General features: G+C 47.5%; 23 protein-coding genes and 1 pseudogene. 2 read left to right on the plus strand and 22 right to left on the minus strand.

Annotation, left to right across the window (positions count from 1 at the left end; genetic code table 11):
• Positions 1 to 258: 258 nt before the first annotated feature.
• From MKY23_RS26845 to MKY23_RS26880, 8 genes and pseudogenes are all read right to left on the minus strand, one after another.
• Positions 259 to 1,139, minus strand: a pseudogene (locus tag MKY23_RS26845) (Rpn family recombination-promoting nuclease/putative transposase).
• Between the two features lie 306 nt (positions 1,140 to 1,445).
• Positions 1,446 to 2,363, minus strand: a complete 918-nt coding sequence (locus tag MKY23_RS26850; protein ID WP_253499345.1) for an AraC family transcriptional regulator — start codon at positions 2,361 to 2,363, stop codon at positions 1,446 to 1,448.
• 147 nt (positions 2,364 to 2,510) lie between these two features.
• Positions 2,511 to 3,920, minus strand: a complete 1,410-nt coding sequence (locus MKY23_RS26855; RefSeq protein WP_090921633.1) for an MATE family efflux transporter — start codon at positions 3,918 to 3,920, stop codon at positions 2,511 to 2,513.
• Positions 3,921 to 4,194: 274 nt separating this feature from the next.
• Positions 4,195 to 5,076 carry a carbohydrate ABC transporter permease gene (locus MKY23_RS26860; protein ID WP_339839738.1) on the minus strand — a complete coding sequence of 294 codons (882 nt, stop codon included), beginning with the start codon at positions 5,074 to 5,076 and terminating at the stop codon, positions 4,195 to 4,197.
• Between the two features lie 37 nt (positions 5,077 to 5,113).
• On the minus strand, positions 5,114 to 5,995 hold the full coding sequence (locus MKY23_RS26865) for a sugar ABC transporter permease (protein ID WP_339833596.1): 882 nt from the start codon (positions 5,993 to 5,995) through the stop codon (positions 5,114 to 5,116).
• Positions 5,996 to 6,057: 62 nt separating this feature from the next.
• On the minus strand, positions 6,058 to 7,395 hold the full coding sequence (locus MKY23_RS26870) for an extracellular solute-binding protein (RefSeq protein ID WP_221786690.1): 1,338 nt from the start codon (positions 7,393 to 7,395) through the stop codon (positions 6,058 to 6,060).
• A 165-nt stretch (positions 7,396 to 7,560) separates the two neighbouring features.
• Positions 7,561 to 8,349: a response regulator gene (locus MKY23_RS26875; RefSeq protein ID WP_339833604.1), complete on the minus strand. Its 789-nt coding sequence runs from the start codon at positions 8,347 to 8,349 to the stop codon at positions 7,561 to 7,563.
• Positions 8,339 to 10,105 carry a sensor histidine kinase gene (locus MKY23_RS26880; protein WP_339833607.1) on the minus strand — a complete coding sequence of 589 codons (1,767 nt, stop codon included), beginning with the start codon at positions 10,103 to 10,105 and terminating at the stop codon, positions 8,339 to 8,341. Before MKY23_RS26880 ends, MKY23_RS26875 begins: the two co-directional genes overlap by 11 nt.
• A 425-nt stretch (positions 10,106 to 10,530) precedes the next feature.
• Here MKY23_RS26880 and MKY23_RS26885 point away from each other — a divergent pair, with 425 nt between their 5' ends.
• Positions 10,531 to 11,196, plus strand: a complete 666-nt coding sequence (locus MKY23_RS26885) for a hypothetical protein (protein WP_339833610.1) — start codon at positions 10,531 to 10,533, stop codon at positions 11,194 to 11,196.
• 116 nt (positions 11,197 to 11,312) lie between these two features.
• Here the strand turns inward: MKY23_RS26885 and lspA are convergent, their stop codons facing one another.
• Complete coding sequence (gene lspA / locus MKY23_RS26890; protein WP_090921622.1) at positions 11,313 to 11,795, minus strand: signal peptidase II; 483 nt, start codon at positions 11,793 to 11,795, stop codon at positions 11,313 to 11,315.
• A 222-nt stretch (positions 11,796 to 12,017) separates the two neighbouring features.
• Between lspA and MKY23_RS26895 the strand changes: the two genes are divergently transcribed.
• Positions 12,018 to 12,500, plus strand: a complete 483-nt coding sequence (locus tag MKY23_RS26895) for a heme-degrading domain-containing protein (RefSeq protein WP_260510667.1) — start codon at positions 12,018 to 12,020, stop codon at positions 12,498 to 12,500.
• A gap of 123 nt (positions 12,501 to 12,623) precedes the next feature.
• Here MKY23_RS26895 and MKY23_RS26900 read toward each other — a convergent pair whose 3' ends face one another.
• From MKY23_RS26900 to MKY23_RS26960, 13 genes are all read right to left on the minus strand, one after another.
• On the minus strand, positions 12,624 to 13,601 hold the full coding sequence (locus MKY23_RS26900) for a permease prefix domain 1-containing protein (protein ID WP_339833617.1): 978 nt from the start codon (positions 13,599 to 13,601) through the stop codon (positions 12,624 to 12,626).
• Between the two features lie 6 nt (positions 13,602 to 13,607).
• Entirely contained in the window at positions 13,608 to 13,934 is a 327-nt protein-coding gene (locus MKY23_RS26905) for a PadR family transcriptional regulator (RefSeq protein WP_154984372.1), read from the minus strand.
• 206 nt (positions 13,935 to 14,140) lie between these two features.
• Positions 14,141 to 15,088 carry a nucleoside hydrolase gene (locus MKY23_RS26910; protein ID WP_154890084.1) on the minus strand — a complete coding sequence of 316 codons (948 nt, stop codon included), beginning with the start codon at positions 15,086 to 15,088 and terminating at the stop codon, positions 14,141 to 14,143.
• A 113-nt stretch (positions 15,089 to 15,201) separates the two neighbouring features.
• On the minus strand, positions 15,202 to 15,606 hold the full coding sequence (locus tag MKY23_RS26915; RefSeq protein ID WP_253499327.1) for a DUF350 domain-containing protein: 405 nt from the start codon (positions 15,604 to 15,606) through the stop codon (positions 15,202 to 15,204).
• Complete coding sequence (locus MKY23_RS26920; RefSeq protein ID WP_154984369.1) at positions 15,594 to 16,988, minus strand: glutathionylspermidine synthase family protein; 1,395 nt, start codon at positions 16,986 to 16,988, stop codon at positions 15,594 to 15,596. The genes MKY23_RS26915 and MKY23_RS26920 overlap by 13 nt, the downstream gene beginning before the upstream one ends.
• A 54-nt stretch (positions 16,989 to 17,042) precedes the next feature.
• Positions 17,043 to 17,489, minus strand: coding sequence for a hypothetical protein (locus MKY23_RS26925; protein WP_318283365.1), 447 nt, complete (start codon positions 17,487 to 17,489; stop codon positions 17,043 to 17,045).
• Positions 17,489 to 18,037, minus strand: coding sequence for a hypothetical protein (locus MKY23_RS26930; protein WP_339833631.1), 549 nt, complete (start codon positions 18,035 to 18,037; stop codon positions 17,489 to 17,491). The genes MKY23_RS26925 and MKY23_RS26930 overlap by 1 nt, the downstream gene beginning before the upstream one ends.
• Positions 18,038 to 18,754: 717 nt before the next feature.
• Positions 18,755 to 19,873, minus strand: coding sequence for an IS110 family transposase (locus tag MKY23_RS26935; protein ID WP_154985940.1), 1,119 nt, complete (start codon positions 19,871 to 19,873; stop codon positions 18,755 to 18,757).
• A 533-nt stretch (positions 19,874 to 20,406) separates the two neighbouring features.
• A complete protein-coding gene (locus MKY23_RS26940; protein ID WP_339833638.1) occupies positions 20,407 to 22,545 on the minus strand; it encodes an ABC-F family ATP-binding cassette domain-containing protein in 2,139 nt (712 codons plus the stop codon).
• A gap of 98 nt (positions 22,546 to 22,643) precedes the next feature.
• Positions 22,644 to 22,805 (minus strand): hypothetical protein, encoded by a 162-nt coding sequence (locus MKY23_RS26945; protein WP_186809699.1) that lies wholly within the window; start codon positions 22,803 to 22,805, stop codon positions 22,644 to 22,646.
• 224 nt (positions 22,806 to 23,029) lie between these two features.
• Positions 23,030 to 23,482, minus strand: coding sequence for a hypothetical protein (locus tag MKY23_RS26950; protein ID WP_339833642.1), 453 nt, complete (start codon positions 23,480 to 23,482; stop codon positions 23,030 to 23,032).
• A 14-nt stretch (positions 23,483 to 23,496) separates the two neighbouring features.
• Positions 23,497 to 23,784: a YesK family protein gene (locus MKY23_RS26955; protein WP_221786697.1), complete on the minus strand. Its 288-nt coding sequence runs from the start codon at positions 23,782 to 23,784 to the stop codon at positions 23,497 to 23,499.
• 38 nt (positions 23,785 to 23,822) lie between these two features.
• Positions 23,823 to 24,821, minus strand: a complete 999-nt coding sequence (locus MKY23_RS26960) for a glycosyltransferase (RefSeq protein WP_339833647.1) — start codon at positions 24,819 to 24,821, stop codon at positions 23,823 to 23,825.
• Positions 24,822 to 24,865: the final 44 nt, after the last annotated feature.

Raw genomic sequence — 24,865 nt, forward strand, 5'->3', positions numbered from 1 at the left:
TCTTTATCTGTGTCATTGGTTTATGCGTTTATGTTATCAAGATCGCGATCATTACGCCATGAAACTTTGGTCGTTTTCATTACCCTATGGATACCTCGCAGCAGGTACGTTGCTCTTCTTCTTTTATACCCCAAAGACGGCAAAAAGAGCCATTCCACCGATGGATTGGCTCAAAATTTCTCTATTACATGTGGACTGTAACGATGTGAAATTGACTGATAATATTTAAACTCTAATCATCTTTGTTGGTACCTATTGCTAAGGTAGCAACTTACGGATTTCCTCTTCGGAAAGACCCGAGGCTTTCACAATGGCGGACATGTCCACTCCAAGGGCTAACAGCTCACGAGCCATCTCTTGTTTACCTTCGCGTAAGCCTTCCTTTTTACCTTCCCGTAAACCCTCCAGTCTGCCTTTGGCAGTCCCTTCGGCCCGCGCCCCCTCAATCATGGACTTTTCATCGCTCAGGGCCTTCATCCGGGCATCATACGCCATACGGGTAGCGGCATCATGACTCAGAAACTCCAGCGTATCCATCGCTTTTTTCAACATCGGTTCATTCATGGCCAGCACCTCCCAGTTTGATATGTCGATCCCTTTCAGAAATAACAGCCAATTCACAAGTCCGCCCTTCTCCAGCGGAATAGGGTGTTGCTCCAGCTTCGTTAACTCCATCACATGGATTTCAATGTCATCCGTCAGGCTAATCCCTGTGTGGTCTTCCCGCAAATGAAACACATTGTGGTAACGTTCATTATCCAAACAGGAGTAGTTCAAAATGTTAATAGTCACACACTTTTTAAGCAGGTTGTAGTTCTCACCCTTTTTAATCTGGTGGAAGTACATCTCACTCCAATAGAACAGTGTGCGCTTCTCCATATGGTACGGGTTGAACAGCTGCATCTCAATATTAATGAGCTTTCCTTCGACCGTCTTCGCCTTAATATCCAGAATGGACTGCTTATCCTCTGGACTATCTTTATCCGTGTACGTGTTAATAACCGTAATCTCCGTCAAGGGAGCCTCGCCAGTTTCAATAAACGTGCTGTTCAGAAAAGCTAACAAAACATCTTTATTTTGCTCACTTCCAAAAATGCGTTTGAACACAAAATCTACCGTGGATCAAGCAGTTCCGCCACACATCATCAGCTCCATTATTCACCAGAATTATACCATAATTCCCATCATTCCTTTTGTTTAAAAATAATGAACTAAAGTATTTACACAATCCACTCCGATGACAGAACAACCTGGAGAGTAGCGGTTATCCCCAGATTTTTTCGATTCCCTTCTCCAAAGGGGAAAATCCGGGGAACAGCGTATGCTTCCGATGTAGCTTTCTTACAGAAAGCTTTCAGGCGACCGCTCCGCTTTTTCAGTTTTTTTCTGTCCTCTCCGTTAACGTGTAAATGAACAGCTCAACTTATATAGCATCATTTGATTATTCATTCCTCAAACGACAGATTTAACGGCTCGTCCGACATCTCATACTCCGTTTCCATATGCGTCACAGGTGTGTTTAGATCCACCTCTTCGAAGCGGAAGCTGTCCACCCAGACCTTTCCTTTTCCATTCAGAATCACCCCAAATGAAATAACTGCACTCTCTGCTGGTACATCCAGTACAATGCTGTACTGATTCCATGGCTGCGTACCTGAGATCGGCCGGTCATGCATGTTATCAAACTGCAGTACATCCTGCACTTGATTATCCACACGCATCCATAGTCCGCAGAATGCTTCCACACGATCCGTTTTAACAAATCCCGTCAACTTCATTCGTTTACCTACATACTTGTCTGCCTTGAACTGCTGCATCATCGTGGCAAATTCATTTGGTTCCATCGGTGTAACGGCCTTCAAATACCCTGAGGCCTTGCCTTGATGTACCTCGGCAGGATCAAGTCCCATCTCATAGTTTTGCGGGTGACTCCCTGTTAACATCCAACCTTTGATTGCCGTTGTAGTATTCATCTCTATTTCTCCTCCTCTGGTTTTCCCAGTGAATAGTTTAAGATCAAATAATTTGCGAAACCGCCCAGGTGGCATCCCATACATTTTGCGAAAAGCCCGAGTGAATGCTTCCTGACTTTCGAATCCGCAGGCCAGCGATATGTCCAGAATCCCTGCATCCGTAGAACGCAGTGCGGTGGATGCCAGACTCATCCGCCGATGGCGAATGTAATCAACCACCGTCATGCCCACCTCATCCCGGAATACCCGGTGATAATGATATGGCGATAATGCCGCCTTGGAAGCCACGTCTTCCAGCCCAATCTCTTCATGCAGATGGTTCTCGATGTAGAACAAGCTGTGCTGAATCATCTCCTGATATCGACTCAATTGAAGATGTCCCCCTTCCATATCTTTACTATACGTGTTCACGAAGGAGCCGTTTTGATCATTTTTGCGGAAAATAAAAAAAGAAGAGCCTGATCAGGGACAACCATGTCCCTAACCGACTCTTCTTAACTCTCATTTAAATGTGCTTCTCGGCCAAGTACAGCCTGATCAGACTGCTGGAACCGGCTGTACACCAGTCTCTTCTTCTTCATGCTCTACCAGCTCGTGTTTCTCCCAAGCACGACTCTTCCAGCGGAAGTACATAATAACCGCACGTGTCCACTCGTCTGCCGCAATAGCAAGCCACACGCCTGCCAGCCCCATATTCAACTGGAACACCAGCAGATAGCCAAGAGGCAGACTCATGCATACCATAGAGATCAGGCCCATGTATACCGGGAACTTCGCATCCCCCGCAGCACGCAGGGAACCAATGATAACGATATTACACGTACGCCCGGTTTCAAGCACCAGACTGAGCAGCAATACCTGTGCTCCCAGCCTGATAATTTCTGGATTTTCCGTAAAGATGCTCATCAGTGGCACGCGGAAAATGATAATGATCACGTCAATCGCAACGGTAGCCAGAAGCGCCCATTTTACACTGTCGAATACACGTTTGTACGCATCATCCTTGCGGCGCGCACCGACAAGCCGGCCAACGATGATAGATGTTCCCATGCCGATCGCCATACTGAACAGATAAATGTAGCTCGAAATGTTACCTGCATATTGTTTGGTTGCCATCGCTTCCGCGCCCAAATAGGTCACGTACAGCGTGAATACGAGCTGGCAGGAGTGATACACCATCGATTCCATCGCAGAAGGAATACCAATGCGCAGAATTTTGCCAATAAAATTTTTGGACAATTTAATGTAATATTCAAAATCGACACGAACCTCGCTTACACGATACAAGAGCCAGAAAAAGATCAACAAGCAGACGAAACGGCTACCTACCGTCGAGATCGCTGCCCCTTCCACACCCAGCTTCGGCAAGCCGAAATGTCCAAAGATCAGAGCATAGTTACCAATCACGTGGATGACGTTCATAAATACGGACACATACATCGTTTCCTTGGTATAACCATGTGTACGAATCGTTGCCGCCAGTGCATTAATGAGGGCCTGCAAGAAAATTCCGCCCCCGACAATGCTGATATAGGAACGAGCATAATCGTAAATTTCACCTTGTATATTCAAAAGCGACAGCAAGTGTCCGCCAAACACCAGGAAGATCACACTAAGAATCAATCCAACCGCTAGATTAAGCGTGATGGCATTACCCGTAACCTGAGCTGCTTCTGTCAGCTTTTTCGAACCGATATATTGGGCTACAACAATCGCAGCGCCATGTCCAATGACTTCGAGTACAAGAATCGCAATGGAAATAATCTGGTTGGCTGCACCCACCCCGGAGACGGCATTATCCGATACCGAGCTAAGCATGAGCGTATCCACGCTCCCCATCAACATAAACAAGAAGAGTTCCAGGAATATAGGCCAGGTTAACCGAATCAGCTTCAGATCCTGGGCATCTGAACGGAGAGACTCTTTGGTCGAGGATATTGCTGTCATTTTCTCACCTTTCCAACGTTTGCTTTAATTCATAGGGTATGTTAGCACAGGTGGTTTGAAAATGCAGTAGTTTTGCGAAAATAATTGAAAGTTTTTTGAAATTCCAGAAATAGGAATTATATCGTTTTCATAAAACACGTCTCGCTACTCCTTTCGAGTGGCGCTCGATGATGCCCCCAGGACATAACAAAACCCTCCCAGCACGCGTATTAAGCGATTAGTGGGAGGGCTATATTCTCTTACGTTTATAATCAGTGGAAGCACTGGCAAGCAATTAGCCTTTGACCGAACCAGCCGCAATCCCTTCGACAATTCGTTCACTCAACACCAGGAACGCAATCAGAATCGGCAAAATGCTGATCATCAACGTTGCACCAATGGCACCCCAATCGGTGGTGTACTGTCCAATAAAGTTCTGTACACCGACGGTCAGCGTTTTGTATGCATCGGAACTGATGAAGGTATTCACAAAAATAAATTCATTCCAGTCATAGATCATATTAATGATCGCCGTTGTTGCAATAACGGATGCTGTCATCGGCAGTACAATGCGGAAGAAGATGCGGTTCACCGAGCAGCCGTCCATCACCGCCGCCTCCTCGACCTCTCTCGGAAGCGCATAATAGAATCCGAGCAGAATCATAATCGTAATCGGCATATTAAATGCAATGTAAGAGAGAATGACCGATAACGGATGATCCGTAAGATTCAACTTCAGGAACAGACTAAACAGCGGAATCAACGTGGAATGCACCGGGATCATCAGACCCACCATGAACAGTCCGAGCACCAGTGAACGTCCCTTCCAGCGCATCCGTGTAATAGCAAAGGTTACGAGACTGGCAAACAGCACCGTAAACACGACAGAAACGACCGTAATCCATACACTGTTGAAAAAATATAAGCTGATATTGCCTTCCGTCCATACCTTGACATAGTTCTCCCAACGCGGGGTAGCCGGTAGTGCAAAAGGAGCCATGTCGAATACTTCCTGATTATTTTTGAGTGAAAATAACAGCAACCAGATTAAGGGCAAGATTTGAAGCAAAGCCACCAGAGACAGAAGTACATATAACAGGACGTATCCTAACCTTCTTATCCATACCGGGCTATGGCCTGTCTCCGGGCTCACGGGCAACCGAACAGCCGGTTCCATCTTCAACGGAATGACCTCCTTTCATTGTACGTATGCGTCAGGAATATTGAATTGTGTCTTTGGATGCCGTTGCCTTGCGCAGCAGCCAGGTCACGACCAGACAGATCAGAAGTAGGAAGAACCCTACCGCACTGCCGTATCCAAAGTCAAAACTGCGAAACGCCTGACGATACATGTAGGAGGCCATGACTTCACTGGAGCCATTCGGACCGCCATCTGTCATGACGTAGATCAGGTCAAAATATTTCAGTGAGCCGACCACGGCTAGCACCACGGTCACTTTAATCACTTCCGTAATGAGCGGCAGCTTAATCCGAAAAGCAATCTGCCACGGGTTTGCACCATCAATACGCGCAGCCTCGATGAGTGATTCCGGGATATTTTTGAGTGCAGCGTAATAGATCAAAATATAGAAACCTGCATACTGCCACAGAATCGGCACGAACAATGCATACAGCACCAACGATGGCTCCGCCAACCAGGCTGGCGGATCGTTAAATCCGATGGCTTCCAGAAAGCTGTTTAACACACCATTGCTGGGGTGATAGATTTTCAGCCATAACTGGGCAATGGCAACCGAAGATAGCAGCATCGGAATCAGATATATTTTGCGAAAAAAATTCGCGCCCTTGATCTTGCCTGACAGCACCAGTGCAATCATCAGATAACCGATGAGACTCAGCGCAGAGAACAAGGCTAATAAAAAGGTATGATTCGCACTCTGCCAGAACGTACTGTCCTGAAGCAATCTGGCGTAGTTATCCAAACCTATAAACGTCATTGCCCCAATTCCATCCCATTGCATCAAACCGTAATAGCCCGTAAGTACAATGGGGATGTAGACCAGAACCAGGAGCAGAAGCAGCGCAGGAAGCACGTACAGCGCAGCCACCAGGCGGTTCGACATGACTTTGTCCAAGACGTATTCCTCCCTTCAAGCGTTCAAACATTCATATGGTGTACGTGTCGGTGAGGTCTACATCAGTTGCCTTTGTCGATCGCAGCCTGATGATTCTTCACAAAGTCTTCCGGTGTTACTGCTTTACCAAACAGTGCCTGAATCATATCGAGATGCGCCTGAGCAGCAGCCGGTTTCATCTGTACATCTGCAAAGAGGGTCAGGCTGCTCGCCTGATTCAGCTCGTTCAGCAGATCGATGTAAAGTTGTGGCAGCTGGACTGCAGCGGTATCCACTTTAGTTGCTGGAATGACTCCAGCTTCAGTCACCGAGCTTTCGCCCCATTTTTCCACAAAGTATTGAATGAATTTCTGCGCTTCGTCCTTCACTTTTGAGTTCTGAGCCGCAAACAATCCTACGCCCGGTCCGCCTACCCAGCTGTTAATGTCGCCTTTGCCGCCATCAATCGTCGGGAATTTGAAAAATCCAACCTTATCCTTGAAGTCCTGCGGAATGTCCGGGTTCGTTGTAAAGTTTGGCAATTCCCATGTTCCCATCAGATACATAGCCGCTTTTTCATTCATGAATTCGGATTTGCCCTCATCGTTGGACAAGCCGTTAAAACCTTTGTTGAATGCGTTCATATCCACCAGCTTCTGCACTTCAGCCGCAGCCTGTGTCAGTGCCGGATCATCAAACTTACCGGAGCCGTTAATGGCTTTCTCCAATGCATCCCCGCCTACACGATTCGCAAGGTACATGTACCAGAGTGACCCCGTCCAGCGGTCCTTATTCCCCAGTGCAATCGGCACTTCACCGTTATCGGTCAGCGTCTTCACCACGTTCAGGAATTCATCATAGGTGGCTGGTGTCTGCAAATTATATTTTTCAAATATCGCTTTGTTGTAATAAATAGGAGAGATATTCAGCTCAATCGGCAGCGCATAAGTTTTACCGTCTACCGCGTAAGCCTCGGTCGTTCCGGCGATAAACTTCTCGCCCAGATCCCCCTTCAGCAAATCATCGAGTGGTGCAAACAGGTTACCCTTCACATAAGGCTCCAGGAATCCCGCAGCCCAGGTTACGCCCACATCGGGAAGTTCATTGGAAGCAGACAAAATTTTCAGTTTGTTTTTGTATTGTTCATTCTCCAGCACTTCCTGCTTGATCGTCACATTTGGGTTATCGGTCTGATACTGCTGGATAATATCGTTGACCAGCTTGTTCTGTTGTGCGGAGCTGCCTGCAGGCCATAGATGCATGAATTTCAGAGTAACCTTGCCATCTCCGCCACTGTCACCGCCGCCTGCATTACTACCGGAATCCTTGCCCGCCCCGGAACCTGCATTGTTGCATCCAGACAAAATGACAGCCAGAATCAGCGTCCATGACAGGATCATAGCCAGTGTCTTTCTTTTCATATTTCCAACCCCCAATAGTGGAATTTCGGTTTTTGTAACCGCTTTAATAAAAGTGTAGCATGGGCATCATCCGACTATAAGGGTAGAATGATTTGGAAAAACTCCACTATTTTGAGTATTCATTCCCTTTTTGTTGAAAGAGTGAACTCTGCTTAATTCCATCTGTTAATCCTTTTCGTTCACAGAGTGACGATATTTACTCGGACTGATATTCTCCAGGCTTTTGAATACTTTGATAAAATATTTATCGGTCTGATAGCCTACTCTCTCCGCAATTTCGGAGATGGGCAGGTTCGTCTGCACTAACAACTCCTTTGCTCGCTGTACCCGTTTGCGCATGAGATATTCGCTGAAATTCAGCCCGACCTGTTCTTTGAACAGCACACTGAAATAACTGGAATTCAGGTGCAGGGAATCGGCAAGCTCACGCATCGTCATCGGTTCACCTAGATGTGTCTCAATGTATGCCAAAGCTTCTCCAATCGGTGTATTACCCTGTTGCTCTCTCCGTTCCCGGATGTCTACCAGCTTCGGGTCAACGATGTCTTGCATCGCTTGGATACGTCGTTGCTGCTCATGAAGAAGAAGTGCCTTCTGTACCGTCTGAAGCAGCTGCTCTTTATCAATCGGCTTGAGCAAGTAATCCACCACACCCAGCTTAATCGCTTGCTGCGCATAATTGAAGTCTGCGTATCCTGACATGATCAGCACCGCTGGTTTGCTAGGAAAATGTTGAATAGCCTCCACGAGAGACAAGCCAGACAACTCTGGCATGCGTACATCCGTAATCAACAGGTCAGCCGGTTGGCTTGCAAGCCACTCTCTGGCCTCCACGCCACTCGCCACTGTCTGAATCCGGTTCTTCCCGGCAGACCATGCTTCAAGTGTTTTACGTATGCCTTCTCTTGTACGTGGTTCGTCGTCCACAATCAGGATCGTTTTTTCATGAATCATGTGTAGCCTCCGTTCCCCTCGGAATGCCGAATCGGATCACTGTTCCTTTACCAACTCCGCTCTCGACCGTAAGTTTGGCCTGCTCAGCAAGCTGATCGCCAAAATAAAGCCCGAGACGTTGATGCACATTAATCAACCCCACACCTGCTCCTCTTCCGGGAGCTACGGGCTCACCACCGTTTAGCGCCTGTTTAATGTTCTGAAGACGTTCCTCGTTTATTCCTGGTCCATTATCGCACACCTCCACACAGACGATATCTGTTATCGATGAAGGTTGTACGCTGATCTTTACCATTCCAGGTTTTAACGTATTCTCGATGCCATACAGAACGGCATTTTCCACAAACGGCTGAATCAGCAACTTCGGCATGGGTACGCTTCGCAACTCTTCACTCAGCCTGATCTCCCACTGCATCCTATCACCCAGCCTCATCTGCATAATGTTCAGATACCGTTCTACATGTTCAAGCTCGTCCGCCAGCGTAACCCATTCATCCTGATGGGGACTGGAAATGATGTAGCGAAATAACCGAGACATCGCGATAACCATACGCGCCATCTCCTCCTCTCCTTTTTCATCCAGTGACCAGTAGAACGCTTCTAATGTATTGAACAGAAAATGAGGGTTGATCTGGGATTGTAGCGCCTTCATCTCAGCCCGGGACTGCATGACTTCTTTCTCATGTACCACCTGCGTCAATTCATTCTGCCTGTACACCATCTGGTTATATACGTCATTCAGTTCATTGATTTCTAAGGTAGAACTTACCATAAGGTTAGGCCTCATTGCCCCCGGTTGTGCCCCGCGCATCGCCCGCATCAGCCGAATTAGTGGACGGGTAATCATCGTGGAGAGGAAAAAGGACATGACTAAGAAAAGCACAACGCCGATAATTCCCGATACAAGCAATGCCGTTCTCAGGATTGACACTCCTTCGGTAGTCTCTCGTAGTGGTGTCAGTACAGCCAGTGTCCAGCCTGTTAACTCCGATCGTTGCTTCACCACGATATAAGATTCTTTGCCATTCTGAACAACCGATTCACTGTTCATCACTGCCTGAGGATCGAGATGCACATCCAAATTAGAGGTCACCACTTCACCGTCACCGTCCAGCAGCATGATTGAATCCTGGGAGCCGTCTGCCCCAACCGAATCATTCAGTTGAAAAAAACTGCGTTGCATACGTACAACCACGTATCCCCCGTGCTCAAAGGAACGTTCCAGCAGACTGATTCGCCGAACAGCCAGAAGAATGCTTGGATCATCGGGATCGGAGCCAGCCCACACCAGTCGACCCTTACCCTCATCCGCTTTGACAATCCAGTTCCGCTCCAGCCTATGACTTAAGGAACGATCATCCATCGGAAAGATACGACTATAATCCGTGGTGTATATCTCCATACTCTGTGCACCATTAATAAAGGACTGGTAACTACCTGCAATCTGCAGTAGCGCCTGCCGCTGATTAAAACTCGCCTTCTGCCCTAGCTTCTCTTCATTCAGCAGACGTTGCACGTAAGCATCATCTGCAACCTGAGCGGTCAGGGAATTCACCTGTGCAATCAGTGCATCCAACCTGCCACTGGCCTGTACAGCGGTCTGATGGATATGCTTCTCGGCATTGTTTTTCAACAAAACCGCTACACGGTCATAGGCTGTGATGCCTGCGAGCAGCAGGACTATGAGCATGACCATCACAAAACCGACAAAGATCTGATTACGAAGAGAGTTAAAATGCCTTGTTTTCCGCTGCACTATCTAGACGTCCTCCTCTTTCTGCATGTAAAAGAAACCACCATCTCACGCCCGTATGTTACATAACGGGAATACACTCGATGCCGGATTCATCTACGTTATTCTGTTAAGGTTATATTGAAGCGCTTGCAAAAGAGCCGAAAAATTAAACTCTCTTATGTTTCTTTTCCTCTTAGCGGATCAACTTTGTTTAACCATTAAATTATCTCATTCAAAATAACATAGTTTTGTTTGGGGATCAATGGATTTCAACTGATTTTCAATAGATTAGAACATGATAAGAGAAGAACATGGAGCAACGGAAGCTCCACCCTTTGAAACTCCTTAATATGTAATTATATATAATATTATGAAATATTCCATTATGATAGACAATATGACAATACGAAATCAAATACCTAATTTTCTAAGGAGATCCTTAACTTATGAAAAAAATGAGCCAAAAAAATTGGATTATCATTTTAACACTTGCTCTTGTAGCCTCTCTAGTTGCAAATGTTGTTGGTTATAATTCAAGTAACGGAAAACTAAAAGATTATTTAAATCAACAATACAGTCAGGTGCTGTCAGATTACGAACGTAGCATTCTTTCCACTTCGGATTCAATCTTGTCAACTTTGCAGAACGCTATAGATAAAAAGATGATTAGTAAAGAGGAATTATTATTGTTATACAAGAGCTACGAACAGTTAAATCAGAATCAGAATCAATATGCAAGCTATGTACAGATATATAACTCTCCTGATGGAAAAAAAGCTTTCTCTCTGGACAAGAATGAACCTATTACTCTTAATTATCTTCCTGGTTTTATCTACTTTAATTCAAGCAAAGCTATGTTTGAAAAACTTCTTTTGCAAAGCGAACCAGCTTCTGACTTAGTTGTAACTGCTAGCTTAGATAAGAGTCTAAAACTTGCAAATGAAATCGTTCAATTAAATACAGCCATTTATAAAAAATATATCAATGAAAATTTCGCTCAATTGTCAAACGAGGAGGCAATAATGACCCGGCTATACATACAAAAGGATCTGACCACCTCGTCTGCAAAACTAGCCGATCTTGATGCAGAATTATCTAAATTGAATGACTAAATCCCTTTTAAAAGTCGCCATAACAAAGAGCCGAAACAGGACTAACCTCTGCTTCGGCTCTTTTGCAACCATACATTAGAACATTCGTCACCAATCATTGCTTATATCCATCAATGTTACCCTTTAGGCAGCGCATTACGTAGACGTTTCTCCCGATACCTCTGATATGCACGAATCAGCATGCCGATGATGATCATCACTACACCAATGTTAATTGCCACATCCGCCAGGTTTAAAATGCCCCGTCCCGACGGAAACACCAGAAAGTCCGTCACACGAGCATAAACAAAGCGATCTATGGCGTTGCCGAGTGCACCGCCGACCATGAAACCTGCCCCGGCCTGCATCCAGAATCCCCGTATCTCACCTTTACGCCGATAATAGAGCATACCTACGATAAACAGCACAGCAATGACCCCGAATAAACGTGCATTCCCTTGAAACATGCTTCCGGCCATACCGCTATTTTCGTAATGTTGCAGCTGCATCCCTGAATCCCCAAGCCGCATCACTTCGCCAACCTCCATATACATCCGAACTGCAATTTTAGTACCCTGATCCACAAGCGTAACCAGCAACGCGATAAAATAAAACAACATCGTTTTCCCCCTGCCTGCCTAAGCCGCTCTTTATGTTCAATTGCAGAAAAATCATTATAACGTTCTTCTTACTCTACCACAGCGGTTATAACGTCTCCAAATGATCCGATCTTAAGTCTCTTCTAACATTCGATAAAGTGTGCAATTCACTACGGGCAGGTAGAGCCCCGTCCTGCGTCGAATGTAGAGCTTCATCACACATACGAAGGAGATGTCTTTCATTTGAATCCGATTAATCCCGAAATCACTGCAAGACTTGCACAGATGCAGCAGGAAGAACAGGAACTGGTATGGGATACATTCAACTCCGAAACAGCACTACAACTCGGCCTGTATCTAGTTCAGGAAGCGAAACGCCGCTCACAAGCGGTGACCATTGATATTACGCTAAAGGGACATCGTCTCTTTTTGCATGCGATGGAAGGCACCCACCCCGATAACGAAAACTGGATTCGGCGCAAAAACAACGTGGTCAACCACTTCGGCTCCAGCTCCTGGCATACGGCCTTACGACTACGGAGCGAAAATAAAATATTGGAGCAAGATTACCAACTATCTGACTCCGATTATGTACTGGCTGGTGGTGCATTTCCACTGATCCTAAAAGAGGAAGGGCAAGTGGGGACAATCACAATTTCGGGTCTGCCTGATGAGGAAGATCATGATCTCGTCACCACAGGCATTCGCTCATTTTTAGAGGGGTAGCACATACTCCATACTCATAACTGCGTGTCCTGGAACGTTGTGCATGTGGAAACCCGCCTTATATGATTGAATAAGGCGGGTTTAGTATTTTTAACTTTTTCGATCCAGAACGCAGTTAAGGAATCAGGATGGCTTTTTATTTTTCATCATGTGATATACATTGCTAAAGCTGCCGGAGAGAATGCCGACAATCGGGAAAATCGCCCAGTTAATATCCCAGCGCTGGTAGACGAAACCGGTAAAGAGGAAGAACGCTGTCGCGAGTGGCCAAACCACAGCCTCAACGGCTCGCACTGCTCGTGCCTCTTCTCTCTTGGCTGCATTCAGATGCTGATCCTCAAGCAACTTCGTATAGGAACCCTGAATATTACCGTAATAGACAAACAAAAACACACCGATCCCCGCTGTAGCCAAGAGAGCCGACACACCGTAAGCCGCATACGTATCATTCACATAGGCCCCTGCAAAGATGAAAACAGGAGACAGGATGCACAGACACACGCCCGTAATAAGAGCCACACGATATGTGAGTGCAAAACTTGACTTACCACGCTGAAGAATCATCAGAATAGAACGGGGGAGCTGGAACCCCTTCTCCATATACTCAAACCGTCCCAGCTTCATACCGCTGTAGATGAACATGCCCACGGCAACAGCCACCAATACAAACATTCCACTCATGCCTAGCACAGAGCCAATGCCGAACGTACCTTGATCTGATGATGTACCCATGCTTTCGAACAATGTATCCATTAATATGAGAAAAGCTATTCCCGCTGAGGACAGCCACACGCCAAACCCCGTCCAGAAACCTGCACTTCGCTTAGCCGCGAGATAGGCCTGAACCTCTTCTTCGGTCAGCACTGGATAGGTTTCCGTAGCATCCTCAGTCTGAATACCGAGCTCTTCCATCAGTTCCTCAATGTTGCCAAACTCAGAGATCACAATGCCAACGGCCTCATTCTCTGATCTGCCTTCCTGTTTTAACTCCAGATATTTATCTTCCATACCCGAAAGAAGCTCCTGTTTCATGCGCTCCACCTCAGGACTTCTCGGCAATCCCGCAAACATATTGTCCAGATACACCATTATTGTCTCCATGTCTGATCACAGCTCCCTGATAAACAGATTAACGACCTCTTGCGTAACCTTCCATTCCTCACATTTTTCTCTGTAATAGTCCAGGCCAGCTGGTGTGATTCGGTAATACGTGCGGCGTTTGCCCAGACTTTCATCCTGATAAAAAGATTCAATATATTCGTTTTTCTCCAAGCGGGTAAAGGCCGAATAGAGTGTAGTCTCCTTCATGACATACTTTTCATCGGTTAGCTGCCGGATGTTCTTGGAAATCTCGTATCCGTACGATTCTCCTTCAAGCAACATGTAGAGGATCAGCGTATCATTATACCCCCGTATTACGTCACTGCTAATCACAAAAGGTATTCCCCCTCATTACTTCATCTGTCGTAGTAGTTTGAGTATAGCACAGTTACTACGACAGATGAAGTAGTTTAGTTAAAATAGGCAAAATAAAAATCCGCACCTGGTTAGAGGTACGGATTTAATAGATGTAACCTAGTCTACGCATATTCTGTAAACCATTTACAAACGTTTCTCCTGCTCTGCGTTTAACGATGCGGTTACTGAATGGCAGTCAGCACATCCAGCAGCATGGACTTGAACTTCGGACGATCAATTGCTTCACAGACACGTACATTTGGCGCTTTACCAAAACGTCCGTTGATATCCACCACGCTGTATCCGCGTGTCAATTCCCCTGCCGCTTCTACGTCGACGTAATAATGACCCGACTTCGTCATGAGTGACTCTTCTGCGGCAACCGCCATTAACAAAGTGTCGGGATGGGTTGTTCCGTTTAATTTATGTACCGATTTGTTGAATTGCATGACTACTTTATTGATTGCAATGAAGAAATCGGAGCCCGAGGTACGGAGTGCTGCAATCTCTGCATGATCGTTATCATCCATAACGGAATATTGAGTACACATCTCCCAGCCAACCATCGTAATAGGGATGCCTGCATGCAGTACAATTTTGGCTGCCTCAGGGTCTACGTAAAAGTTATACTCCGCCGCCGGTGTGATATTGCCCAGTGCATTGTTCGTTCCACCCATGATATATAGATGAGCAATCTCAGGGATAATCGTTGGGTCCTTCTGAATCGCCATCGCGATGTTCGTTAGCGGCGCAATCGCCAGCAGTTCAATCTCCCCAGGATGTGCGTGAACCTTCTCGATAATAAAATCAACCGCATGCCCGCTCTCGGGACGTTGATCCGCCTTGGGGAAATGCGCGCCGCCCATACCGTCATCGCCATGCACATCTTCTACCGTACGATGCTGAGCCTGACCATAGGCCATGAGTGGACGCTCGCAGCCTTTATATACCGGAACCTTGCCGCCGTGTCCGGCAACCTGCACGGTGTACAGTGCATTTTCAACCTCTTGGTCAAACTGCACGTTCCCTCCGGTTATCGTAATGCCTTCCACCTGAAAATGATGCAATGCCGTCAGGATCGCAATCGTATCGTCTCCTGCTGTATCGGTATCAATGATGACTCTTCTCATGTTGCCGCGCTCCTTTTTCTGTATAGTATTCGTTTTATATCCGCCAAACGACCTTCGTTTATATCACTATACTTATTCAACGGACATATCTACGCGAAACGTCAGGGTTTATTTTACATCAAAAACGTACCAATGACGATGGAAACGCCGATGATCACGGAGCGTAACAACTGTGCTACCGCCATATTACCTCGTGCAATCTCGTCACACACTCGCATTTTCGGGATCAGGAAATCAAATATAATATAGACCAGACACAGAATAAGGATACCCAGTCCCGACCACAGAAGCATATCCAGCCATGCATGCGTTGAGAACGACACCATACCCACAATAATACACAGACCCAGCAGCTTGCTGCCCATGTACATACCTGCCGCCTCGTTGCCTTTGGCGATCTCCTCACTGTCGTTATACCGGGTCAATTTGCTAAATGCAAAATACCCCACAATCAACACCACTAACAGAATGCCGATCCCCACCGCAACATTCACGAGGTTTAACCCTAGCTTTTCCATTCCTTCTCCTCCTCATCATTCATTGGTTTACGTACAGCGGCTGCGCAATAATACGCCATATCTCCGGTTACCTTCTCCCCGACCCTGGGCAACATTCCGGCAAAACGTCCACCGATTACAAATACTCCTGTCAGCAAATAACCACTATACTCGCCGTCTTCTGTCTGAATGACAGCCTGTTCCATCGGCATGAGCTGCTGATATACCTTAGGCTGGTTTTCATAATAAGCAGTGACCTCTTCGTCCTCGTCATCATCCTTATTCAAGACTGCAGGGATGTCCCCCGTGGTGTCTGACTCCGGTTGTTTTTTCAATTTAGAAAGAGAATCTGCTTGATGATCCAGCAAAATAGTCCCCCGGCCCTCGCGCCCCCAATAGCTCTTGGCTACGTAAGGTGCATCGCTCTGCTCAAACGGCTCCGCGGTGAAGTAGGTCGGCAGCAAATACCGTGAAATCACGTCCAACTCTGCCTCGTCAAAAAGCGTAAATCCACAGTACTCTGGCGTCTGCTCATTCCGCTCGTACAGCGACCAGATGGCAGCCATAAAACCTTTGCTTTGCATCAGCACATGCTGGACAGGATTCATCAGGCCAAGCTGTGCTTCTCGTACCAGTTCAATCAAAGCTGCGCCAATGTCCACACCGGTCGTTTCGTCCCGATCCCCAATCAGGTATTCCAGCGGATACAACCGATATAACAATTGAATCTCGCGGCCCTGATGATACAGCGCTTCTCCCGGCACAATCTCAAGCTCCTCCAGCGGAGCATATAACACCTCATATCCAGCCTCACGGCAGCGTTCCATCAGGTAGGTGGTATTCGTACGATCCTCGACATGCTCACCGTAAGAGGTGAATGTGACTGGCCCCTGCAACCCTTGCTCAGCATAAAAGGATAACCACGATCGGAAGCAATCTCGGATACGTGCATCCATATGCACAGAGGGTGCAGTCCATGCCTGGTCTTCTGTCCGTCCGATCAAAATGTGTTCAAGTGCCGCCGATTCAGGAATACCTGTGGGCGTGTCGGTGTTATTTTCAATACATTTCAAACCAGCTTCGCCAATAATCCAGTCTTGACGAGTGATTCCGCCTGTAACAGCCTCCATACGCGCTGCCGGAATCAGCCCCGGATGTATGCCAAGTGCATGCTCCAGAAACGAATCTGGCATATATCGCTGAATAAAACGCATCACTTTTCCGTAAATCGCGTCCACCGCCTCCGCCGCAGTGTGTAGCTCTTTCAGTTCTTCCGGTGTATAAACCGTCAATGCGGGCACACAGTACTGTTTGCCGTACATACGATGATAGGGGATCTGCTCGCCAGCCTTACCTGAGAAAATATCCTCATGACTGAACGGCAATGAGTACATTTCCCTCATCCCACCGACCTCCCCCGGATGATGCGGAGAATATTTGCCTGCTTCATGATGTCATTAACCTCCCGAACTTCGGAAAAAGCTGCCAAAGCCGCTCGATTTGGATTTGGTTGAGCTTTTATAAGAGCTACTGCCGTCTTTGCTTCCGCGATAAGAAGATCCGCCGTAATAGTAATGACCGCTGCTGGAGTCGTACTCACAGCCTGTATCATATTCGGGATCACATTCGTCATTGCTACTGCCACATCCCGCAAGCACCGCAGGCACAGCCAGCATCAGCGAGAATGCAACCAGTTTCGCTTTGGAGCCTGGTTTGGCGCTTGGAGTAGAGTGTGGTTCAAAGCCTATTTCAGAGCCTAAAATAGATGATGATTCTGATTCTAATGCTTTGCTAGATGCTACTACAGTCTCAGAACTAGACTCTAACGTGAATGCAATTTCATCCCCGATGACATTTCTGGACACTTGCCCGGATACAGGTTTTCGCACCTCTTCTTCCTTCATTACAGATCCACCTCTTTCATGAAAAACAGTACTTTCTTCCGATCCGCATCGAGCACGGAGTACAAAAACCCGTACGTCTTGCCTTCGCGTACCATGTAGTGATCCAGCAGCTGCTCGGCCAGTTCCATGGTGTAACCCGAGGATTCTGCAAGCTCCAGTTCCTCAAAGGAACGTCCATTCCACAGCATATATTCCGGGCTGTACATGGAAGACATTTTACACCTGCCCAGCGCTGATTCCGCAATAGCAGCACCGTGCCCTTCCGGCATCTGCTGGTCATACGCAGTCACATAAATGGCGTGATCCCGCCGATCCTGACACTCATTGGACAGATGGGCCCATAGTTTGTTTTTCATCAGGGTAGCATCCACCAGCTTACGCATAAACAGTTCATCCCGCGTCACTGAAGCCTGCTCAAGCACGCCCGTTTCTGCCTGTTTATCCTTCGACCAACTGCGATACATCAATGAATAATAGATGGTGATTCCCTCCCAATCTGCAAGCTCGTAGGTGAGCCGATTCAATATACACAAACGTATTAAACGCATGAGGAGGAAAAAAGTTACACTATTCGCCGAGACATGTAAAAAGAAACACATTTAATTTATGGTGCTCTTTTAACTATGCTCCAGCCCACACACCAGACTTACTTTACCTACTTATCTGCCTACCTAACATGCCTTACATGTTTAGCTACTGATCTACCTCCCTTCCCTAACTACCTTACTGCCTCTAATTCCTTACTTCCTTACTTCCTATACTCCCTTACTTACCTAACAACCTAACTCCATACTTTCCTAATTTTATCCCCCGCTCATGCGCTAACGATCACCACAGAGCTTATTTGGCGGAAAAACAACCTTTCCAAATTCTAACGATCAGGAGAAACGTTATTTAGGAGAAAAACCAGTGAAATCGGCTAAAAGCTCCACATTTTTAGTAAATAACGTTCCTGGTGATCGTTGCTATGAACGTTTTAGTCAAGCCCAGCACAAAAATACTGCAATTTCGTCGAAGTCCTAAGCGCGGGGGTCCATATGCGAGCGACGGTTGGCACGCTGCTATCCGTGGGTTGGTTACCACATGGTATGCCTTCGTCAAGGAGAGCGGTTGTAAGCTAGAAACGCACGTTCAGCCCACGTAGAGCCTAGTGCAAACGATCAACACAGATTCTCTCCTGAACCTTTTCATGAACCCCCGGGCGTAAGACTCCGAGTTTTACCCTATTCCCTTGTGACGAACGTCTTGGACAAATGCAAAACAACTTACTTTGCGTTCGGCTGTTCCATGGTTCGGGCAACCGCCCAAATAAAGCCCATCAGTTCACGTGCTACAGCGGCAATCGCCACATTGGGATGCTTGTGTTTTCCAAAGATCAGACGGCGGTATTTAGCATGTAGCCTGTTCTGCGCTTTCCATGAAATCTGTTGTATGTCCGCGGACAGACCTTCTAAACGGATGGCTAAGTCTCCTTTCACCGCCGGTCGGTGACGGTAACTCCAAGCCGATTCGATCAAGGTTCGACGTAGGCGCCCATTCCCTGTTTTGGTGATGGAACCTCGTTTGGTACTGGCTCCAGACGAATGCTCACGGGGAACCAGGCCCAAGTAAGCCATGAGCCTCGCTGGGGAAGAAAACCGGGCAAATGAACCGATCTCCGAAACCAGGGTAACCGCCGTCAGAAAACCAATGCCGCGAAGGGACTGCAAGATGCGGATCATTTCCGTTTTGGGATGGGTCGCCGCTTCTTCAATAAGTGCTTTTTCCAATCGACTAATCCGCTGTTCCACCTCATTCAGTGTGTGAAGATACTCGGTAAATGCGGTTTGCATCGAGATTTGCGGGAAAGTGACTGTTCCCAGCCAGATCCGATATTTTTTCGTCCAGGCCCGTTTGATGTGTTCCGGCGGATGGATCTGGTGGCGAAGTAAAAACTTGAGCACACGCTGGCGAGCCCGGTGTAAATCCTCTTTAGCTGTTTCACGTGCACGAACCAATTCACGCAGAGCTTCATCCTCTGGAGCGGGAACGTAAATGGGAGTGAGTTCGCCCGCACGAAATAAACGCGCCAGTTGTTCTGCGTCGCGGCGGTCGGTTTTCACTCGATCCCCTGCACGTTTGGGAATGAGGGACGGAGCGATGACCACACAATGTGCACCCATAGATTCAATCCAGCGGTGGGTTTCGTATCCTGTCGGACCAGCTTCATAGCAGAAGGACAAGGTATTTGCAGGTCCAAGCGCTTTGATGAGTTTACGTAAAGCGGCAGGCGAATGCGCAATGGACCCGTAATACCGAGGTTTGGCCTGTCCTTCGTCTGCGATAGCCACCGAAATTTTTTCTTTGGACACATCTAAACCGATGAATTTTGTGGTAGACTGCATAGTGATAGCTCTCCTTTGCTGTGTAGCTCTGAAATGGTGGTTTTGTCACTTTCCATTTTAACCTACGAGTGCAGCAATATGGAGGGCTATCCTTGTTTACGTTCATCATAGCTAGAATTTTGAATCGCTAAAAATCAGCCAAATAGCCTCTCCTCAGATCGTTAGAATATATTCTGATTCACAACCACACAGCAAAGGGCTGCCCCATGTCAGTCAATGCACACCAAATGCATCAACCGTGAGATAGCCCTTTACGTCCTTTGTACTCTAGTCAGTTTCTTTGTGCTCTATTCAGTTTCTTTGTGCTCTATTCAGTTTCTTTGTGCTCTATTCAGTTTCCTTGCACTCCAGTTAGTTCCCTACAGTTATAGCTATTTACCTTCAACAATCAGCCTAGTATTTACCCCATGGTACGAGTCTTAGATGTTTTACTTGCACGTTTTACTGTCATCTTCACTTCTTCGCAGGTACTTAGAAATTGCTCTTTGTTGAAGCACACACAGGAACACCCACTACTTACAATACTTCTACGATTACATCTCAGCCCATTGAGCCAATAACTCATCATAAGCTGCGGATAACTGCTCACGCTCGTTCCAAGTTTGCTCCAGCGCTATCGGATCATTGGCTAACGATTCAAGCTGCTGATCAAGTTCCCGAATCTGCGTTTCTATAAGAGCCATCGCCTGCTCCAGTTGCTGAGCAGACCTGTGACTCCCACGATTGCCACCACTTCGGCTTCGGCTTCGGCTTTGACTGCTACTGTAATCACCATTCCCACTTGCAACATTCATGTTCACCCGTCCAGCATCGAGCTCAGTATGAGCTTGCTCCAACATGATCTCTCCGCTTGCAGACGCAACATCAGGTCCGTCGCCTTCGGCTTTCAGTCGGGCACCTTTGTTCGCTCCCGTCTCCAATGACTTCCCATCGATCCCAGTACCAATTTCCTTTTCCGCTTTTCTTCTTCCGGTTTTCGATCCGTTTCCAGCAAGACCTGCTCCTAGTTCTTGTGAAACTTCTTTCGCTGCATGTGCCTGTAGATCAAGCTTTTTCTCTCGGTACGCTTCATAATCTCCGAGATATGCCGTCAGCTGTCCGTCCTCCAGTTCCCAGACACCAGAAGCCAGACGATTCACAAAGTATCGGTCATGGGAGATAGCCAGCACGGTTCCTTCAAAATCAGCAAGTGAATCCTCCAGCGCTTCTCTTGAGGCAATATCCAGATGGTTGGTCGGCTCATCCAGCAGTAATACATTGGGTTTGCGATGTACCAGCAACGCAAGCCTCAGGCGAGTCCATTCCCCGCCGGACAGTTGCCCTACCGAACGGAAAACATCTGCGCCATAGAATAGATATCTCGCCAGAATGCCACGGGCTTCTCCTTCCTCTACGCCTGCTTCCAGACGGAAGTGCTCCAGCACACTCAGCTTTGGATCCTCAGGCTCCTCCTGCTGGGCCAGATATCCCACATCAACGCGTGCGCCCCATTCCAGCTTGCCTGCATCCGGCTGTTCTTCACCCAGCAGCAGCTTGAACAGCGTGGTTTTACCGGAACCGTTACGGCCGATCAAGGCCGTTTTGTCCCCATATTCCAGTAACGCCGAGACGCCTTGTAAAATATCTCGATCACCGTATCGTTTCTCCACGTCTTCCAGCACAGCTACACGTTTACCTGTCCGATCCGTCGGACGCACATCAAAATCCGCATGACGACGTTCCAGCACAGGACGTTTTATTTGCTCCATCCGCTCCAGTGCTTTGCGCATGGAGGCTGCACGACGGAAAAACTTTTCGTTACCGCCGACGCGGCCCCATTCTTCCAGCTGGCGGATCGTTTCCTTCATTTTTTTCATAACCTTCTGCTGCTCCTTGAACTCCTCAAACTGCTTCAGCAGCCGCTGTTCCTTCACTTTCATATATTCGGTGTATCCGCCCGTAGCGATTTCGGCCTCTCCGTCCTCCAGCTCCAGCGTACGTGTCACGACCCGATCCAGAAAATAGCGGTCATGTGAGATCAGAATGACGGTACCCGAATAATCTCGTAAAAATCCTTCCAGCCACTCCACCCGCTCCAGATCCAAATGGTTCGTCGGCTCATCCAGCAATAACAGATCCGGACTGACGATCAGCTGCGAAGCCAGCACCACACGGGTCTGCTCGCCACCTGAGAGTGAACCGAACCGCCAGCCGTAATGTGCCTTCGCAATATCCAGCCCGTCTGCGACTTGGTCAATCCGTGCATCCATTTCGTATCCACCTTCGCGTTCGAACCGCTCCTGCAGTGCTGCGTACCGCTTCAACAGACGCTCCAGTTGCTCTGGATCTGCCGCACAGGCGGGATCGGACATCTGCTGCTCCAATTCGGTCATCTGGGTGCGGCAAGCGATAAGTTCCCGAAAACCAAGGCCCAGTACATCCAGCACCGTGTGGTCATCCATTCCTTCGGGTACTTGGGCGACATAACCGACCCGTGTATCTTTTTTTAGCATCAGTTGGCCTTCATCCGGCTGGCTTATCCGGGCCATCAGACGCATCAAGGTGGTTTTGCCGCTTCCGTTGCGGCCAATCAGGGCCACCTTGTCGCCTTCCATAATTTCAAATGTAATGCCGTCCAGCACCAGATGTGCTCCGTGATATTGTTTCAACTGTAGCGCGCTAATAATCATCATAATAAGGTTCCTCCTATGGATTGGAAGAGCCTAACCGCAACACAAAAAGAGCCGCAGGAGGTTAGCTCCGCGGCTCTTCAGAATTCAAGCAAATATGCTTATCGTCCGAATGAGGTCAAGGCAGGCATCTTCTCGTACATGTTAACTTCCGTATATTCAAAATTGGACAGACTTCTCCCGTTGTTCGAAAAAGTGTGAACAATGCCAGCCATAGCAATCGGCAGCTGGCTAATACGGTTGTTAAGCATCTCGTGATTCACCTGTCTTCACCTCCCTTTGTCATAAGTAATGTCAATATATCACAGACGGTTGCACCTCTGCAACCACCTCATGCGCCTAGCATCCCTGTCATATGCTGTGCTCAAGGTTTTCATTCGCCATTCTCCATCAGCCGTTTTCATTCCCTGGGTACTCTTGCTGAATTCCTACAATCTTCCACGGCTCTTCTTCAGATTTCCTACATCTCTTCTACCCTGAAGACAAATTACCCTATATAAGTCATTCGAATATCCACTACATTGTGCAAATTTATCTCCACGCGCAGTTCCTCATGCTCATTGATCGCAATTAACGAGTTACCGCTAACACTTAATTTTTTGATGGGATTGGTGTCCTCCAAAAAAATCGCCCACACCAAATGATCTTCTGCATCGGTACAAGCAATGAAGCCTTCATTCCCCATTTGCCCGTCTCCACCAATGATTTTCCCACCTTGATAATCCACACTTGTCCATACATCTACCATCGTCCAGCAATCCGGATTGTATTTCACAATACTGTCTATCGTCGTATCACAAACGGGAGAACAATACATGGTTCGCTCGTTGCTGTTAGGGTCAAAATATGTGCGGATATCTAAAATAATGACCGTTCCTTCTGGAAAAGCGATGCAATTTATACCTGGCATCTCTCGCTGTTCAGCGGACCAATGTTCCATGATTAAGCTATTCATCATATGTCCTTTCCTCGGCGCCGAAGCACCAAAGCCGTAATCGCAACCGTAATCAGCGTCAGCAACCCTGATGTACCTAGTGCCGCACCAAGGAGCGCATACCCGATACCGTTCCAACCACCTATATCGATGCTGATCAGGATAATAACTGCCCCGCCAAGCAACGTCAGACACGGCAAAATAGACTGAATCCAAGTCATTCGGCGCTTCTGCACCCGATAAACGATCCATTCAATTAACAGCTGTACTACCCACATCCCAACTGTCCACAAAATAACGATATCCACAAAATCCTCTCCTTATGATTGGATATTCATATCGACCGCTACTTGAGCCAGTCTGCAAAAAAGTTCCGATACCCTTCCTTCATTATCGTTCTTGAAAAGGCACCAAATGCATACTCGCGATTGTCCTCTGATACACTTCGCGGCGCAGCCGCGGCCATGTTCACCAGTTCAAACCAGTTATCCTCATTGCCTGCAAAAGCATGCGTGGACCTGATGTGACCATAGCAGGCATGCTCGGGTTTCACGACCATTTTCCCCATCGCCATCGCTTCCGTCAGTGGCATCGCAAACGTATCAAACGCTGAACAACTCCAGTACACCTTGGCCGAGTTCATCAGCGTAAATATCTCATCCTGAGTAAGTGCAAACTTCAGCTTCACGTTACTTGGGATATCGTATTTCTTCATGCTCTCCTGGTAGCGCACACCGCCAAACACCATGTACACTTCTTTGTCCGGGTTCTGCCGGGCATATTCCAGCACAAGGTCGGGACGGCGGTTCGCCTCATCCCGCCCGATCCAGAGCACGCGATTATGCACGACCTGACTCGGGTCATAATGGCGGTGCGCCAGCTCTTCGTTGAAGCCAATCGGAATGACGTTCACGTCATGCACGCCGAAATTGCGCCCCAGCTCTCTTTTCAAAAACTCGGTCTGCACAATCGCTTTATCCACCATCGTATAGAATGGCTTCATCATCTCATACCCGGTTAGTGCCGGGTCAGGGAAACTGTGCGGAAACAGAACACTTTTCGGCAAAAACATTTTCAGAAATGTAAATCCCGATACCGTATAGATCACATGCTCAATATTTTGGCTATGAATCTGATCCAGCACGATATCATAGTTCACCAGGTCACCCTTCTCATGCTCGTACCCCGATAGCCAGTCGTATCCGCTCACATGGCGCTCCGGCGAGATGAACACAACGTCCACGCCCAGCTCCAGCCCGATCTGTTTCAGTCGATCCGCGAACACCCGCGGCCCCTGAGCCTCCGTGAATTGAATTTTACGCATAACCAGTCCGACTTTACGCAAACTTTTCACCCCTTATTTCCATATGGCACTTCAACCGTCTAATC

The sequence above is a fragment of the Paenibacillus sp. FSL R7-0272 genome (assembly GCF_037969905.1).
In the GTDB taxonomy this organism is placed as follows: Bacteria; Bacillota; Bacilli; order Paenibacillales; family Paenibacillaceae; genus Paenibacillus; species Paenibacillus polysaccharolyticus.